The 14,944-nt window shown below is 75.4% G+C and carries 12 protein-coding genes and 1 tRNA gene; 3 read left to right on the forward strand and 10 right to left on the reverse strand.

The features are described from left to right. Positions 1-14: 14 nt before the first annotated feature. The 7 genes from HNR61_RS42860 to HNR61_RS42890 form a co-directional block, all read right to left on the reverse strand. Positions 15-821: an HTD2 family dehydratase gene (locus HNR61_RS42860; RefSeq protein WP_182848881.1), complete on the reverse strand. Its 807-nt coding sequence runs from the start codon at positions 819-821 to the stop codon at positions 15-17. Continuing rightward, entirely contained in the window at positions 818-1,975 is a 1,158-nt protein-coding gene (locus HNR61_RS42865; protein ID WP_182848882.1) for a CoA transferase, read from the reverse strand. The genes HNR61_RS42860 and HNR61_RS42865 overlap by 4 nt, the downstream gene beginning before the upstream one ends. A gap of 148 nt (positions 1,976-2,123) precedes the next feature. Next, positions 2,124-3,278, reverse strand: coding sequence for an acetyl-CoA C-acetyltransferase (locus HNR61_RS42870; protein ID WP_182848883.1), 1,155 nt, complete (start codon positions 3,276-3,278; stop codon positions 2,124-2,126). A gap of 10 nt (positions 3,279-3,288) precedes the next feature. Further along, a complete protein-coding gene (locus tag HNR61_RS42875) occupies positions 3,289-3,918 on the reverse strand; it encodes a TetR/AcrR family transcriptional regulator (RefSeq protein WP_182848884.1) in 630 nt (209 codons plus the stop codon). A gap of 30 nt (positions 3,919-3,948) precedes the next feature. Next, entirely contained in the window at positions 3,949-4,728 is a 780-nt protein-coding gene (locus HNR61_RS42880) for an SDR family oxidoreductase (protein WP_182848885.1), read from the reverse strand. Beyond that, on the reverse strand, positions 4,725-5,906 hold the full coding sequence (locus HNR61_RS42885; protein ID WP_182848886.1) for an acyl-CoA dehydrogenase family protein: 1,182 nt from the start codon (positions 5,904-5,906) through the stop codon (positions 4,725-4,727). The genes HNR61_RS42880 and HNR61_RS42885 overlap by 4 nt, the downstream gene beginning before the upstream one ends. Positions 5,907-5,981: 75 nt before the next feature. Beyond that, the gene (locus HNR61_RS42890; RefSeq protein ID WP_182848887.1) at positions 5,982-7,859 is read right to left on the reverse strand and encodes a PP2C family protein-serine/threonine phosphatase; all 1,878 of its coding nucleotides are present in this window, start codon (positions 7,857-7,859) and stop codon (positions 5,982-5,984) included. A gap of 213 nt (positions 7,860-8,072) precedes the next feature. On the opposite strand from HNR61_RS42890, the gene HNR61_RS42895 reads away from it, so the two are divergent. After that, positions 8,073-9,458: a pyridoxal phosphate-dependent decarboxylase family protein gene (locus HNR61_RS42895; RefSeq protein WP_182848888.1), complete on the forward strand. Its 1,386-nt coding sequence runs from the start codon at positions 8,073-8,075 to the stop codon at positions 9,456-9,458. Between the two features lie 4 nt (positions 9,459-9,462). After that, on the forward strand, positions 9,463-9,960 hold the full coding sequence (locus tag HNR61_RS42900; protein ID WP_182848889.1) for a GNAT family N-acetyltransferase: 498 nt from the start codon (positions 9,463-9,465) through the stop codon (positions 9,958-9,960). On the opposite strand, the gene HNR61_RS42905 is transcribed toward HNR61_RS42900, so the two are convergent. After that, entirely contained in the window at positions 9,961-10,866 is a 906-nt protein-coding gene (locus tag HNR61_RS42905) for a serine hydrolase (RefSeq protein ID WP_182848890.1), read from the reverse strand. Between the two features lie 105 nt (positions 10,867-10,971). On the opposite strand from HNR61_RS42905, the gene HNR61_RS42910 reads away from it, so the two are divergent. Beyond that, positions 10,972-11,045: transfer RNA gene (locus tag HNR61_RS42910), tRNA-Pro, on the forward strand. A gap of 418 nt (positions 11,046-11,463) precedes the next feature. Here the strand turns inward: HNR61_RS42910 and HNR61_RS42915 are convergent. Both HNR61_RS42915 and HNR61_RS42920 read right to left on the reverse strand, forming a co-directional pair. After that, positions 11,464-12,666, reverse strand: coding sequence for a hypothetical protein (locus HNR61_RS42915; protein WP_182848891.1), 1,203 nt, complete (start codon positions 12,664-12,666; stop codon positions 11,464-11,466). Between the two features lie 51 nt (positions 12,667-12,717). Continuing rightward, the gene (locus HNR61_RS42920; RefSeq protein WP_182848892.1) at positions 12,718-14,034 is read right to left on the reverse strand and encodes a hypothetical protein; all 1,317 of its coding nucleotides are present in this window, start codon (positions 14,032-14,034) and stop codon (positions 12,718-12,720) included. Positions 14,035-14,944 lie beyond the last annotated feature (910 nt).

Genomic DNA, 14,944 nt, shown 5'->3' on the forward strand with positions numbered 1-14,944 from the left:
ACAGGCTAGGGGTCTCAGGAGAACGTGGCCGTCATCGCCGTCACCCCGCCCGGGGCCACCACCGCCAGCTCCCCGTCCGGCGAGCCCGTCACCGCGAACGGCTGGTCGGCGTAGACCGGGCGGCGGGAGCGGAACGACAGCTCCGTCACCTTGTGGCCCTCGCGGCGCGGCAGCTCCAGGCACAGGATCGCCAGCAGCGGGCCGTGGACGACCAGGCCCGGGTGCCCCTCCACCTGCGTCGCGTAGGTCTCGTCGTAGTGGATGCGGTGGGCGTTGTAGGTCAGGGCGCTGAAGCGGAACAGCAGCACCGGGTCGGCGGTCATGCGCAGCGTCCAGGGCGCGTCCGTCTCGGGGGTCTTGAACGACGGCCGCGCCGGGCGGCCGACCTGGTCGCCGCAGCGGTAGACCAGATCCTGCTCCTCCACCGCGATCTTCGTGCCGTCGCGCAGGAACGTGTGCCGGACGGTGACGAACAGCAGCTCACCGGTGCGGCCCTCCTTGACGGCGGTGGAGACCAGTTCGGCGCGGCGGGTGACGGTGTCGCCGATCCGCAGCGGCTCGCGGACGATGAGGCGGCCCCCGGCGAACATGCGGCGGCGGTCGGGGATCGGCGGCAGGTGGCGCCCGGCCAGCGGGTGCCCGTCGGGGCCGAGGTCGCGCTGCGGCGGGCGGTCCAGGAAGTGGAGCCACTGCCACAGCGGCGGCAGTTCGGGCCCGGGCGGGTCGGTGTCGAGCAGCCCGGCCAGGGCCGCGGCGGGGGCCGCGTCGATGGTCTCGGTGGTCTCGTGCGGCGCGGGGCTCCACCCCTCGATATCGATCACGCCACGACTCCCTTCGCGCGCAGGGACCCGGCGTCAAGGCCGAGTCGGGTCAGAACGGCGTCGGTGTGCTCGCCGAGCCGGGGCGCGGGCACGGGCGCTCGCCGTGCCGCGCGGTCCCCGGTGTCCAGGGGGCTGGCGGGGGCGCGCAGCCGGCCGACGCCGGGCTGGTCGATCTCCCCCAGCATCGGGTTGCCGGTCAGGTCGATCTCGTGGAAGCGCCGGTAGGGGGCCCACAGGACCGAGGTTCCGGTGAACTCCCGCTCCACGTCGGGCAGCGCGCGGCCGGCGAACCACGGCGCGAACAGCGCGGCGAGCGCCTCGCGGTGGCGGTAGCGGTCGCCGTCGGCGGCGAAGTCGGCGTTGAGGAGGCGGGCCAGCTCGGCCACGGTCCCGGTGTGGCCGGTGACCCGGCACAGGTCGGCGAAGTGGCGTCCGGTGAGGGCGACGACCATGATCCGCGTGTCGTCGGCGAGCGTGAAGTCGCGGGCGAAGCCGCCGTACAGGTGGTTGCCGATGCGGGGGCGCCGCCCGCCGAGCTGGGCCTCGGCGAGGAAGCCGAGGTTGCCGGCGGTGGCCAGGGCGACGTCGTGGAGCGGCAGGCGGATGCGGGCGCCCTCGCCGGTGCGGGACCGGCGGCGTTCGGCGGCCAGCAGGCCCACCGCCGCGTACAGGCCGCAGGCCACGTCCCAGGCGGGCAGGACGTGGTTGACGGGGGCGGCGTGGTCGGCGGGGCCGGTGACCAGGGGGAAGCCGAGCTCGGCGTTGACGGTGTAGTCGACGGCGGGCGTCCCGTCGTGGCGGCCCTCGATCTGGAGGTGGATCAGGTCGGGGCGGACCGCCGAGAGCGCCTCGTGGGTGAGCCAGTCGCGGCCGACGGCGTTGGTGAGGACGATCCCGGCGTCGGCGGCCAGGCGCGTCACCACCTCGCGGCCCTCCGGCGACCGGAAGTCGACGGTGACCGACTTCTTGCCCTTGTTCATGCCGGTCCACAGCAGGCTCGCGCCGGACGGCGCCAGGGGCCACCGGCCGAGGTCGGCGGCCCCGCCGACCGGATCGACGCGGACCACCTCCGCGCCCAGCTGGGCGAGGGTCATGCCGCCCAGCGGCGCGGCGACGAAACTGGAGATCTCGACGATCCGCAGTCCTTCGAGCATCGACCATCCCGTTGTCGGCGATTTCGCCCGAGTATGCCGGACGTTCACCGCGCCGCGGTCAGAGGGCGGCGGGTACCGGCCGGGAGGGGGTGGGCGGGGGACGGGGACGGCCGCTCCGGGCGTGCGCCGCGGACCTGCGGCAACGTGGTCAGAGGCGTTCGATGACGGTCACGTTGGCCTGGCCGCCGCCCTCGCACATCGTCTGCAATCCGTACCGGCCGCCGGCGCGCTCCAGCTCGTGCAGCAGCGTCGTCATCAGCCGCGCGCCGGTCGCGCCGAGCGGGTGGCCGAGGGCGATCGCGCCGCCGTTCGGGTTGGTGCGGGCCGGGTCGGCGCCGGTCTCCTTCAGCCAGGCCAGCACGACCGGCGCGAACGCCTCGTTGATCTCGATCGCGTCCATGTCGTCGATGCGCATGCCGGTCTTCTTCAGCGCGTGCGCGGTCGCCGGGATCGGGGCCGACAGCATCCGGATCGGGTCCTCGCCGCGCGCCGACAGGTGGTGGACGCGGGCGCGCGGCGTCAGGCCGTGGTCGCGGACGGCCCGCTCGGAGGCGATGAGCAGCGCCGCCGCGCCGTCGGAGATCTGCGAGGCCACCGCCGCGGTGAGGCGGCCGCCCTCCACGAGGGTCCGCAGGCCCGCCATCTTCTCGGGGCTGGTGTCGCGGCGCGGCCCCTCGTCGGTGGTGACGCCCTCGAACGGCACGATCTCCCGTTCGAAGCGGCCCTCGTCGATCGCGCGGATCGCCCGCCGGTGCGACTCGTAGGCGAACGCCTCCATCTCCTCGCGGGAGATGTCCCAGTCCCTGGCGATCATCTCGGCCCCGGCGAACTGCGACACCTCGCCGTCGCCGTACCGCCGCACCCACCCCTGGGAGCCCGCGAACGGCCCCCGGTCGAAGCCGAGGGGCTCGGCGGCGGTCATCGCGTAGGCGATCGGGATCTGCGACATGTTCTGCACGCCGCCCGCCACGACCAGGTCGGACGTCCCCGACAGCACGGCCTGCGCGGCGAAGTGGACGGCCTGCTGGGAGGAGCCGCACTGCCGGTCCACGGTCACGCCGGGCACCTCCTCGGGCAGCCCGGCGGCCAGCCAGCAGGTGCGGGCGATGTCCCCGGCCTGCGGGCCGACGGCGTCCACGCAGCCGAACACCACGTCCTCCACCGCCGCCGGATCGATCCCCGTCCGGTCCACCAGCGCGGTCAGCACGTGCGCGCCCAGGTCGGCGGGGTGGGCGCCGGACAGGCCGCCGCCGCGCCTGCCGACCGGCGCGCGGACCGCTTCGACGATGTACGCCTCGGCCATGGGGGTCTCCTCATTCGGGGGGTCGGCTCGCCTGGATCCCTTCCAGGACCATCGCGAGGTACTGCTTGGCGATCTCCTCGGCGGACAGCCGTCCGCCGCGCTGGTACCAGTTGGCCGCGACCCACACGGTGTCGCGGATGAACCGGTAGACGAGGCCGCGGTCCAGGTCCGCCCGGAACGCGCCCTCGGCCACGCCCCGCTCCAGCAGCGAGGTCCACATCTCCTCGAAGCGGCGGTGCGAGTCGAGCAGGTAGCGGAAGCGCTCGCCGGCGGCCAGGTGCTTGGACTCGTTCTGGTAGACCACGACGGCGGGCCGGTGCCGGTCGATCGACCGGAACGACTCCACGACCAGCGCCTCCAGGGTGTCGCGCGCGCCGAGCCCGGCGGCCAGCACGCGGTCGTAGGCCGCCCACATGTCGTTCAGGAACGTCGACAGGATCTCGTCGGCCATCGACTCCTTGGAGTCGAAGTGGTAGTAGAGGCTCCCGCCGAGGATCCCGGCGGCGTCGGCGACCTGGCGGATCGTGGTGGCCGCGTAGCCCTGCGAGGCGAACACCTCGGCGGCGGTGGCGAGCAGTTCGGCCCGCCGTTCGGCACGGGCGGCGGCGGTGCCCTCGGCGTCACGCCGTCGTGGACTCATGGTGTGGTGGCTCTTTCCGGGAATGCTGCGTCACGGGTGTTGTGAGGAGGCCGAGACGACCTCGCCCGTCATGTAGGACGAGTAGTCGCTGGCCAGGAAGACGATAACGTTGGCGACCTCCCACGGCTCCGCGTAGCGGCCCTGGGCCTCGCGCCGTGTCAGCTCCTCCAGCAGCTCCGGCGAGGTGACCTTCACCAGGTGGGGGTGCATCGCCAGCGACGGCGACACCGCGTTGATCCGCACGCCGTGCTCGGCGGCCTCCAGCGCGGCGCACCGGGTGAGGGCCATCACCCCGGCCTTGGCGGCGGCGTAGTGGGACTGGCCCCGCTGGGCGCGCCAGCCGATCACCGAGGCGTTGTTGACGATGACCCCGCCGCCCCGCCCGCGCATGATCCGCAGGGCGGCGCGGGTGCAGCGCATCGTGCCGTTGAGGGTGACGTCCAGGACCCGCGTCCACTGCTCGTCGGTCATGTCGGCCAGGTCGGCGGTGCCGCCGAGGCCGGCGTTGTTGACCGCGACGTCGAGGCGGCCGAAGCGTTCCAGGGCGAGGGCGTACAGGGCCTGGACCTGCTCCTCGACGGTGACGTCGCACACCCGCGCGGCCACGCGGCCCGCCCCGAACTCCTTCTCCAGCTCCGCGGCGGAGGCGGCCAGGCGGCGCTCGTGGGTGTCGGAGAGCAGCACGGCCGCGCCCTCCTCCAGGCAGCGGCGGGCGGTCGCGCCGCCGATCCCGGCCCCGGCGGCGGCGGTGATCACGACGACGCGGTCGCGCAGCAGCCCGTGGCCCGGAACGTAGGGGGGTGGGGTCATCCGCGCGCCTCCCTCGGCAGCCCGAGCACGCGCTCGGCGATGATGTTGCGCTGGATCTCGTTGGATCCGGCGTAGATGGTGTCGGAGCGGGAGAACAGGAACAGCCGCTGCCAGTCCGACAGGTCGTAGGGCGCGCCGTCGGCGACCAGCCCGGCCGCGCCGAGCACGTCCATGGCGAGCTCGCCGAGCTCGCGGTGCCAGGTGCCCCACACCAGCTTGGAGATCGACGACTCGGGGCCGGGCGCCCCGGCGGCGACCCCGGCCATGGTGCGCAGGGCGTTCAGCCGCATGATCTCCAGGCCCGCCCAGGAGCGGGTGAGGCGGTCGCGCAGCAGCGGGTCGTCGATCGCGCCGGTCTCCCGCGCCAGGGCGATCACGCCCTCCAGCTCGCGGCGGAACCCGACCTGCTGGCCGAGGGTGGCGACGCCGCGCTCGAACCCCAGGGTTGCCATCGCGATCCGCCAGCCGTCGCCGGGGGCGCCGACGATGTTGGCGGCGTCGGTGCGGGCACCGTCGAAGAACACCTCGTTGAACTCCGAGGTGCCGGTCATCTGGACGATCGGGCGGATGTCCACGCCCTTCTGCCGCATGGGGACCAGCAGGTAGGACAGGCCGTGGTGGCGGGCGGAGCCGGGCTCGGTGCGGCAGACCGCGAAGCACCAGTCGGCCTCCGTCGCCAGGGACGTCCACACCTTCTGGCCGGTGATCCGCCACCCGCCGCCGACGAGCTCGGCGCGGGTCTGCACGTTGGCCAGGTCGGACCCGGCGTCGGGCTCGGAGTAGCCCTGGCACCACAGCTCCTCCACCGCGACGATCGGCGGCAGGAAGCGGCGGCGCTGCTCGTCGGTGCCGAACGCGATGATCGTGGGGCCGAGGAGGTTCTCGCCGATGTGGTTGACCCGCGCGGGGGCGTCGGCGAGGGCGTACTCCTCGTGGAAGATGACCTGCTGCCCGACGGTCGCGCCGCGCCCGCCGTGCTCGGCCGGCCAGCCCAGGCAGGTCCAGCCGGCGGCGGCCATGTGCCGTTCCCAGGACAGCCGCTCCTCGAACGCCTCGTGCTCGCGTCCCGGCCCGCCCAGCCCGCGCGCGTGCGCGAACCCTCCCGACAGGTGCGTCTCCAGCCAGTCGCGGACCTCGGCCCGGAAGTCCCGGTCCGCGGGGGACTCGTTGTGGTTCACGCCCCGGACTCTACCAAACGGTTGTTAGAAAGAATGGGCGCGGGCTCCCCCGGAGGGGAGGCCGCGCGCCGGTGGCTACTCGACGCGCAGGCAGAACAGGGTGGTGTCGTCGGCGGCGCGGTCGTGCCCCATCTCCGCCAGGATCCGGTCCAGGTCGGGCCCGGAGCCGGCGGCGGAGCGGCCCAGGATGCCGACCAGCCGCGCGATGCCCTCGTCCAGGTCCACGCCGCGCCGCTCCACCAGGCCGTCGGTGTAGAGGAGCACGTGGTCGCCCGAGCGCAGCTGCACGGTGTGGGTGGTGTACTCCAGGCCCGGCAGCGCGCCGAGGATGGGGTCGGGGTCGTGTTCCAGGGAGACCGCGCGGCCGTCGCGCACCAGGACCGGCGGCGGGTGCCCGGCGCTGGTCCACTCCATGATCCGGCTCGCCGGGTCGAACCGGGCGACCACGGCGGTGCCGGTGGCGGCGGGCTCCAGATCGCCGACCAGCTCGTTCAGCCAGGCGACCAGGCGGCCCGGGGGCCGCCCGGTGTAGGCGAGCCCCAGCAGGCCGCCCCGGGTGCGGGCCATCGCGGCGGCGGCGGGCAGGCCGTGCCCGGCGGCGTCGCCGACGGCGAACAGGCCGCGCCCGTCGGCCAGCGCGCGGGTGGCGAACCAGTCGCCGCCGATCCGCGCGGCGCTCTCGGCGGCCAGGCTCCGCACCGTGACCCGCAGGCCCGGCAGGCGCTCCAGATCCCCGGGGTCGGGCAGGATCGCGCGGCGCAGGGTGGCCGCGACCCGGTGCTCCTGCGCGGTGCGCAGCTGCTGGCGCAGCATGGCGCGGCGGGTCTCGGCCAGGGCGCGCTCCATGCCGCGCCGCCGGGTGATGTCCTGGGAGACGATGTTGACCGCGACCGGCAGGCCCGCGCCGTCCACGACCGGCTCGGCGAACACCCACAGGTGGCGGTGGCGGCCCCCGGGGGTGGCGACGCGGTGCTCGAACTCGACCGACTCGCGGCGCGACAGCAGCGTGGAGATCGCGTCCTCGACCAGCGGGACGTCCTCCTCGGCCACGGTCTTGGGCAGGTCGGACGGGGAGTCGGGGGCCTCCGCCAGCTCGTAGTTGGCGAGCATCCGGGGCGACCAGAACGCCTCGCCGGTGACCAGGTCCCACTCCCCGAACCCGATCTGCGCCAGGCGCTCGACGCTGTCGTGCCGGTAGCGGATCCGGTCCTCCTCGCGGTGGTAGTGCCAGGCCACCACCACGCCGGTGGGCACCCGCACGCACCGCAGGGTCATCCGGGACGAGCGCGGGACGCCGTCCTGGGCGGTGGAGTAGGCGAACGGCCCGCGCGCGTAGGGCTCGCCGGTCTCCAGCACGGCCACGTAGGCGTCGAACAGGCCCGACAGGGCCGAGCCGGGGTCGGTGTGCAGCAGCCGCCGCCCCGCCAGGTCGGCCGCGCCCCGCCCGAACAGGTCGCGGGCGGAGTCGTTCAGCGCGGCGTACAGGAAGTCGACCACGCGCCCGTCGGGGGACCGGACCGGCACCAGGTGGGCCGCGCCGTCCAGGGACGCGTCCATGGCGGCCCGCGCCTGCGGGTCGTCGGGCAGTGTGTCGAGGATCTCGGCGTCGTCGGGGGTGTCCACCGCGTTGACCCGGCGCAGGACCTCGGCACGCGCCGAGTCCGACGGCGGCGCGGCGAGCGTGGCGCGGGCGGCCCGGCGGCTGCGGGCGGGCACGGCCGCCTCCCCGTCCTCGGGGGCGCCGACCTCGCCGACCAGGACGGCCGCCGCCTCCGGCAGCTCCACGTCCAGGTCCCGGGCCAGCCAGATGAGGTGCTGCAACGCCTCCCCGGACGGGCAGCCGAGGCGCGCGGCCAGCGCGGCCCGCGCCTCGGCCAGCAGCGCCCGGTCCCGCGCGGCGTCCCGCAGACCGGCCAGTTCCGTCGGCAGCGCCGCGCCGTCGACCTCCGTCACCCGTCGTCTCCCCCTCGGCTTTTCATGACCTCATCCATGAAAAGGTACATAGCGTCATGAACGCCGAAGGCCGGCCATTTCTTTCACCGGCCATCTCTTTGCCCTGACTTTCCCGACGGCGGGGTGTGTCGCGGGCCACTTCCCGCGATTGGCCCGAGACCCGCGCGCGGCGGACCTCCTAGCGTGCGAGACAGCCGACCTCGGGAGACACGCGTGGACCGCCACCCAGAAAATGATCTTCATCGCCTGCCCGACCACCTCGACCGGATCCGCCGTTACGCGGCGGACCTGCTCGCGGGCCTGGACGAGCGGCCCGCGGCCGTTGCGCCCGACCCGGTGAAACCGCGGCCGCCGGCCGAGGGCGTCGGGCTGGAGGGCGCGCTCGCCGAGTTCGCCGAACGGTGGGAGCCGGGGTTCTCCGGCAGCGCCGGGCCCCGCTACCTGGGGTTCGTGACCGGCGGCACGACCCCGGCGGCCCTGGCCGGGGACTGGCTGACCCCCGTGCTGGACCAGAACCCGGCCGTCGACCTGGACTCCACCGCCCCCGGCCTGGAACGCGAGACCCTCGCCTGGCTGCGCGACCTGCTCGGCCTCGGCGGCGCCCACACCGGCGCGTTCGTGTCGGGCGCGACGCAGTCCAACACCGTGGGCCTGGCGATCGCCCGCGAGTGGCTGGGCGAGCGCGCCGGCGTCCGGGTGTCCGACGCGGGCGTGGCGGCGCTCGGCGACGTCCGGGTCCTGTCGGGGACCGCGCACTCCAGCGTCCTGAAGGCGCTGTCGGTGCTCGGGCTGGGGCGCGACGCGCTGCGCGCCGTGCCCACGCTCCCCGGCCGCGAGGCGGTCGACGTCGCCGCCCTGGAACGCCTGCTGGACGGCCGCCCCACGGTCGTCGTGGCCAACGCGGGCACGGTGAACACCGGCGACTTCGACGATCTCCAAGCCCTGGTGGCGCTGCGCGAGCGGCACCCGTTCTGGCTGCACGTGGACGCGGCGTTCGGGGGCCTGGCGGCGCTCTCCCCCGCCCACGCCCCGCTGGTGGCGGGCCTGGCGGAGGCCGACTCGGTGTGCGTGGACCTGCACAAGTGGCTGAACGTCCCCTACGACTCGGCGGTCCAGTTCACGCGCCACCGCGACCTGCAACTGCGGGTCTTCCGCAACAACGCCGCCTACCTGACCGACCCCGCCGGCGACCCGGACTTCGTGCACCTCACCCCGGAGAACTCCCGCCGCCTGCGGGCCCTGCCGGCCTGGTTCGCCCTGCGGGCCTACGGGGCGTCCGGCCACCGCGCCATCGTCGAGCGCAACATCGCCCAGGCCCGCCTGCTGGGCGACCTGCTGGCGGCCGACGCCCGCTGGCGCCTGCTGGCGCCCGTCCGCCTCAACATCGTCTGCTTCACCCTCGCGGACGCCCCGGACGCCGGGCGGATCGCGGCGCTGCTGCGCGAGGTGGCCGCCACCGGCACGGCGTTCCTCACGGCGACCGCCCTCGACGGCGTTCCGGCGATCCGGGCGGCGTTCAGCAACTGGCGCACCACCGACGCCGACGTGCCCCGCGTCGCGGCGGCACTGGCCGACGCCCACACCAAAGTGATCTTGTAGGGGGATGAGACACACCGCCACCTATCTGGAGATGACCTCCCCCGCCGACCTGGTCCCGGCGGACCCGCGCCCCGACGTCGTCCTGACCTCCCTGGCCGGCGACCCGGCGCTGGCCCGCGACGTCGTCGTGCGCGTCGGCGACGCCTACCACTGGCCCACCAACCGCTGGTCCGACGACCGGTGGGCCGCGCACCTGAGCGACCCCACCGTCCACCCCTGGCTGATCGCCAAGGGGGACGAGCCCGCCGGGGTCGCGGTCCACAAGGTCCACTCCCCCACCGAGGTGGAGGTGCTCACGTTCGGGCTGCTCCCCGAGCACGTGGGCACGGGCATCGGCGGCCACGCCCTGACGCTGACGCTGCGCCGCGCCTGGGAGCTGGTCCCGGGCGTCACCCGCGTGTGGCTGCACACCTCCACCCTCGACCACCCGAACGCGCTGCCCAACTACCGCAAGCGGGGCCTGCGTCCGTACCGCGTCGAGGAACGGGACACCGACACCTGATCACCCGGCGGCCCGGTGGACCTCGCGGGTCAGCGCGGTCAGCCGGGCCGTGGCCGTCCGGAACGACGTCCCGGCCGGGTGCAGGGTCAGCACCACGACGATCCGCCGGTCGTCGCCGCCCACCACCCCCGTCGTGTGCAGCACGGGCCGGCCGATCCCGAGATCGACGTTCCGGAAGGAGGCGCCGCTCGCCGCCGCGGCCCGGCACGGCTCGGCGGGCCGCAGCCCGAACCCCGACCACCCCTGCTTCACCGCCCACGGCCTGGGCAGCGCCCGCGGGATCCCGAACGACTGGTCGAACCGGTCGGTCCCGCACCGCGTGGCCCGCCGCAGCTGCCCCATGACGAAGTCCCGGTGCCCCCTGGGCGCCCGGTCCAGCAGGTACCGGTAGGTCTTCACGAGATCCCCGGCGCTGAGCGCGGTGTAGCCCCAGAACCCGGGCTTGTCGGCGGGCGGCGGCGCGGTCTCGGTCAGCCCGAGCCTCCGCGCCGCCCGCCGCACGATCTCGCCCTGCCCGCCCCGCTTCCAGAACGCGGTGGCCGCCTTGTCGTCGCTGGACCGGAGCATCGCCTGCAACAGGGGCCGGTCCGCCGCCCGCAGGCCGTTCCGCTCCAGATGGTCGAGCGCGATGAGGATCTTCACGACCGAGGCCGACCGGAAGACCTCCCGGGGCCGGTGCGACAGGAGCGTCCGCCCGGTCCCCCGGTCGAACACGACGAACGAGGCCAGCGTCCCCTTCGGCACCCGGGGCGCGGCCGCCGCGGACCGCGACGGCCGAGGGGACGGCCGCGTCTCCGTCCCCGCCCCGTCCGAGGGCGCCACGGCGGGCCCGTTCCCCGACTCGCACGCGCACACGGCCAGCAGGAGCCCCGCGACGGCCCCGGCCCGCACCACTGAAGTCAACACCCGGCCATGCCTACCAGATGGCCCCGCCCGGGTCCGCGATAACCGAGTACGCATCGCCACCGGGACTGCGCTAGAGTTGTCACGCCCGCTCAGCGAGCGGGCTACCGGGACGTAGCGCAGTTTGGCAGCGCACTTGACTGGGGGTCAAGGGGTCGTGGGTTCAAATCCCGCCGTCCCGACACGGTAAGGCCAGAGCCCTGATCTCGATCACGAGACGGGGCTTTCGCTTTTCCCACGGACACCGCCTCGCCGGCGGCGCCCTGGTCGGTCGTGCGACAAGACCGGGACGTGCGGTCCTCCGGTTCGGTCGCTGATGCCTTCCCTCGTTCGTCGCCCCGCCCGCGCGGAACCGGTCAGCGGGCGCGCCGTAAGTCACGCAGCGGAGGCCCCGGCCTGTGACGGCCGGGGCCTCCTGGGCCGTGTTTCAAAAGTCCCGGCCCACAGCGTTCGCCCGGGGGGCTCGCACCTCACCAGGCCTTGACGAGCGCGACATCGCTTCGCGATCTGACCCGCGGGCGTGGCCGAGGCCACTTCGAAACAGGCCCTGGGCGCCGGAGCACCCGTGACGCTGGGCCCTGAGGTTTCAGAGCGGCGTCATCACGGTGTCGCGTTCTTGTCCGACGGCTGCTGAGCCGTGGTGGGCTGCGGCGTCGTCGTGGACGTCTTCTTGATGGGGGTCGGGGCGCTCTGCCGCGGCTTGGCCTTCACCACGGGCTTGGCCTTCACCACGGGCTTGGAGGGGGCCGGGGGCTTGGAGGGGGCCGGGGGCTGGGCGGGCCGTTCGACGTCCGTCCGGGGCGGCTGTGCCGGCTTCGCGGGCCGGGGGCGCTCAGCCGGGGGCTTCTTGGCCGGTGAGGTCGTCGGCTCGCTCGGCTTGGAGGGCGCGGGGACCTTCGGTTCCTGCCGCGGGCCCTCCTCGGGTGTGCGCTGGGGCGGCTGGACCGGGTCGCCCGGCGCCTGCGGCTTGTCGTCGGGTTTCGGCTGCGGCGTCTCCTTCTGGGGAGGCTCGGGCGGGGCGGGCGGTTCGGACGGCCCGTCGCCGGGCGGCACCGGAACGGCCGGAACGTGCCCCGGGGTCTCGTCGGGCGGTGTCGGGTCGGTGCCGTCGTGATCCCCGTGGTTCCCGTGATCGCCGTGACCGGGGTCGGCCGGTCGCGGTGCGGGGATGTGCGGCTTGGGATTGTCGCCCGGCGGCGGGAAGATCGGCTCCGGACGCGGTGCCGGGAGCGGCTCCTGTCGGGGCGGCAGGGACGGGCCCGGCCGGTGCTCCTTCTCCGGACGGTCCGGCCGCTCGGGGCGGTCAGGGCGGTCAGGGCGGTCAGGGCGGTCGGGGCGTTCCGGGCGCGGGAGCTGCGGCAGGGACGGCGAGGACGGCGCGGGGTCGGGCTCGCTGGGGGCCGGGGGCTGCGGCAGGGGCAGGGTCGGCCGCTCGGGGGCGGGCGCCTGCGGTGCGGGGGCCTCCGGTTCGGGGAGCGGCGGCGCGGGCGGCACGGGGCTGGGGGCGGGCGACAGGATCGGGTCCACGACCGGGTCGGTCCCCGGCACCGCCGGTGCGGTGGGGTCGCCGCCGGTGCCGGTGGCGGGCAGGGCGGTGACCGGGTTGAGCACGGGAGAGGGCCCGTGCGGGGTGGGCAGCGCCAGGGGCTGCGGGTCGATCAGCGGGTCCAGGACCAGCGTGGGGGCGGTGGCCGAGTGCGGCCCGGCCACCGCCGCGTCCCCGAAGGCGGGGGCGGCGGTCAGGGCCAGGCCGGCGGTGAGTGCCGCCACGGCCAGCCCGCGCCAGGGTAGGGCAGGTGCCATGTTCGTGCTCCTTTCGATCGTGCGGTTGGTGGGGAGCGGGGAGGTCTCAGGTCAGCCGGCCGGCGCGGCGGCGGGCAGGGCGAACAGCGCCACGCCGTCGGCGGTGCGGTCGGCGACGATGGCGCGGTCGGCCACGGTGCCCCACGGCAGCGCGGTCCCGGCGCCCAGGTCGCGGACCGGTTCACCGGAGGCGGGGACGGCGACCAGGCGCTTGCCGATACGGCCGTAGGCGACCGGGCCGGCGGTGGTCAGCGGGATGAGGCCGGGCCGGGCGGTGGCGGCCGGGCGGGCCAGGTCGAACACCACCGGCCCCAGGGCGGCGGCCCCGCCGTCGGCGCCGCGCACCCAGACCGGCGTGGTGCGCAGCTGGTCGGCGGGCGCCGAAGCCGAGGTCCTGGCCGCTCCGGTGGTGGCGTCGTGCAGGGCGGCCACGGCCTTGCCGGAGGTGTCCGAGGACCACACCAGCGTCACCGTGCCATGCCCGGCGGCCGCCACGCGCGTCACGGCCTTGGCCCCGGCGGGCTTCTTGGGGGTGACCTTGACCGGTGGGGCTCCGGGGGTCAGGCGCCACCAGGTGCCGGTGCTGGTGGCGGCCAGCACGGTGGAGCCGTCCACGGCCATCGCGACCGCCTTGCCGGGCAGCTCCACGGTGCGGGCCTGGCCGCCGGTGACCAGGGCGGCCCGGTGGCCGGGCAGGGTGAGCAACGGGCCGTCCCCGGCCCAGCTCACCTGGGCCTTGTCGGGCAGGGCCAGGGTGGTGGGCGCGGCGCCGGTGCCGTTGACCGGCCACACCAGCAGTCGCGGCCCGGCCAGGGCGGTGATGACGGGTTTGCCGTCGACGCGCGTGGCGACCGGGTCGCCCGCCTCGGGCGGCAGCGGGGTGGCGGCGGTCCAGATCACCGCGCCGGTCGCGCCGTGCCGGATCTGCACGCGCCGGTCGGTGGTGACCATGGCGACCAGGCCGCCGTCGGGGATGACCGCGGGGCGGGTACCGGGACGGATGGGGGTCTGCCAGGCTCCGGTGGCCGACCAGCCGGGCGGGACCTTCCGGGTCAGGGTCGCGGTGGCGGTGGGGGTGGCGGCGGGACCGGGCCGGACGACGGGTGCGGTCTCGTCGCTCATCGCCGTGAACAGCGTCAGGGTGACCGCGCTGACCGCCAGGGCGCTGCCGGCGCCCAGCAGGACGACCCGGCGTTCGAAACGGCGCCGGGTGTGCGCGGTGCGCACGGCGACCGGCCGCGCGGGCTGGTGCGCCGCCGGCGGGGGGCCTCCGGACCACGCGGCGCCGGCGCGGTCACGCGGTTCGTCGCGGACGGGCCGTTCGGTGATGGCGGGCGGCGGCCCAGCGGGGGCGGGCGGCTGCGCCATAGGAGCAGGCGGCGGCGCGGCCGGGGCAGGCGGCTGCCCGGCGGTGGCAGGCGGCTGCACCATAGGAGCGGGGGGCTGCGCCATGGAGGCAGGCGGCTGCCCGGCGGGGGCGGGCGGCGGCGCGGCGGGGGCAGGCGGCTGCGCGGCGGGGGCAGGCGGAGATGCCATGGGAGCGGGTGGCTGCGCCATGGGGATGGGCGGCTGCGCCATGAAGGTGGGTGGAGGTGTCATGGGGGCGTCGGCCTCGTCCGTGGGGGCCTCGTCCGCGGCGCCGGCGGCCGCCCCGAAGGAGTACGGGGGCGCGGGCAGATCCAGGTCTCCGTGTTGACCCCAGGCGGAACCTCGGGGATCGGCCGGGGGGGTGGGGTCGCGGTCGGCCATACAGGTTCCTTCCGTCACATGATGCGCCGGATCGCCACGATCTTGCGTCGCCAGTCTGACAGGTTGCTGATCTTGATGATGCCGCCGGAACGAACTGGCCACAGGTGGCGATCGCGCGGCTGCCGCGGCACGCGTACGACATGCCGGCGGGCGGGGCGACCGGGTCCGAGGGGCGGGGGCCCCACGGCGCTCGAGGAACATCTCTGCGGGACCGTGGCTGAGCCCGTGCCGTTCCCGGGGCCCAAGGATCCCGGACCGGCGGCGGCGGGTGAAGATCACCGGGATGAACATCGGGGGAAGGGAGCGGGGTGGACCCGGGCGGGCCCGGGGCCGTCGCCGGCGGTCTCGGTGCGCACGCGGCGCGGCCGCCGGGGCGAGAACCTCCCGGGCGCCGCGTCGACCTGCGCTTCGGTGGCCAGAAGATGCGGCACCCCCGCCGCTCCCCGCCTCCGAGCACGACCCGGCCGACGGGAAGAGGCGATCCCCCGGCCTCTCCGCGAGACGATCATCGTCGTGCATGGAGGCAGTA

The sequence above is a fragment of the Actinomadura kijaniata genome, from assembly GCF_014138665.1.
Lineage (GTDB): Bacteria > Actinomycetota > Actinomycetes > Streptosporangiales > Streptosporangiaceae > Spirillospora > Spirillospora kijaniata.

Excerpts from the sequence above, each read along its gene's own strand:
- HNR61_RS42915 (WP_182848891.1), bottom strand. The coding sequence starts at position 12,666 with ATGGCACCTGCCCTACCCTGGCGCGGGCTGGCCGTGGCGGCACTCACC.
- HNR61_RS42880 (WP_182848885.1), bottom strand. The coding sequence starts at position 4,728 with ATGACCCCACCCCCCTACGTTCCGGGCCACGGGCTGCTGCGCGACCGC.
- HNR61_RS42875 (WP_182848884.1), bottom strand. The coding sequence starts at position 3,918 with ATGAGTCCACGACGGCGTGACGCCGAGGGCACCGCCGCCGCCCGTGCC.
- HNR61_RS42900 (WP_182848889.1), top strand. The coding sequence starts at position 9,463 with ATGAGACACACCGCCACCTATCTGGAGATGACCTCCCCCGCCGACCTG.
- HNR61_RS42920 (WP_182848892.1), bottom strand. The coding sequence starts at position 14,034 with ATGGCGCAGCCGCCCGCCCCCGCTGGGCCGCCGCCCGCCATCACCGAA.
- HNR61_RS42870 (WP_182848883.1), bottom strand. The coding sequence starts at position 3,278 with ATGGCCGAGGCGTACATCGTCGAAGCGGTCCGCGCGCCGGTCGGCAGG.
- HNR61_RS42865 (WP_182848882.1), bottom strand. The coding sequence starts at position 1,975 with ATGCTCGAAGGACTGCGGATCGTCGAGATCTCCAGTTTCGTCGCCGCG.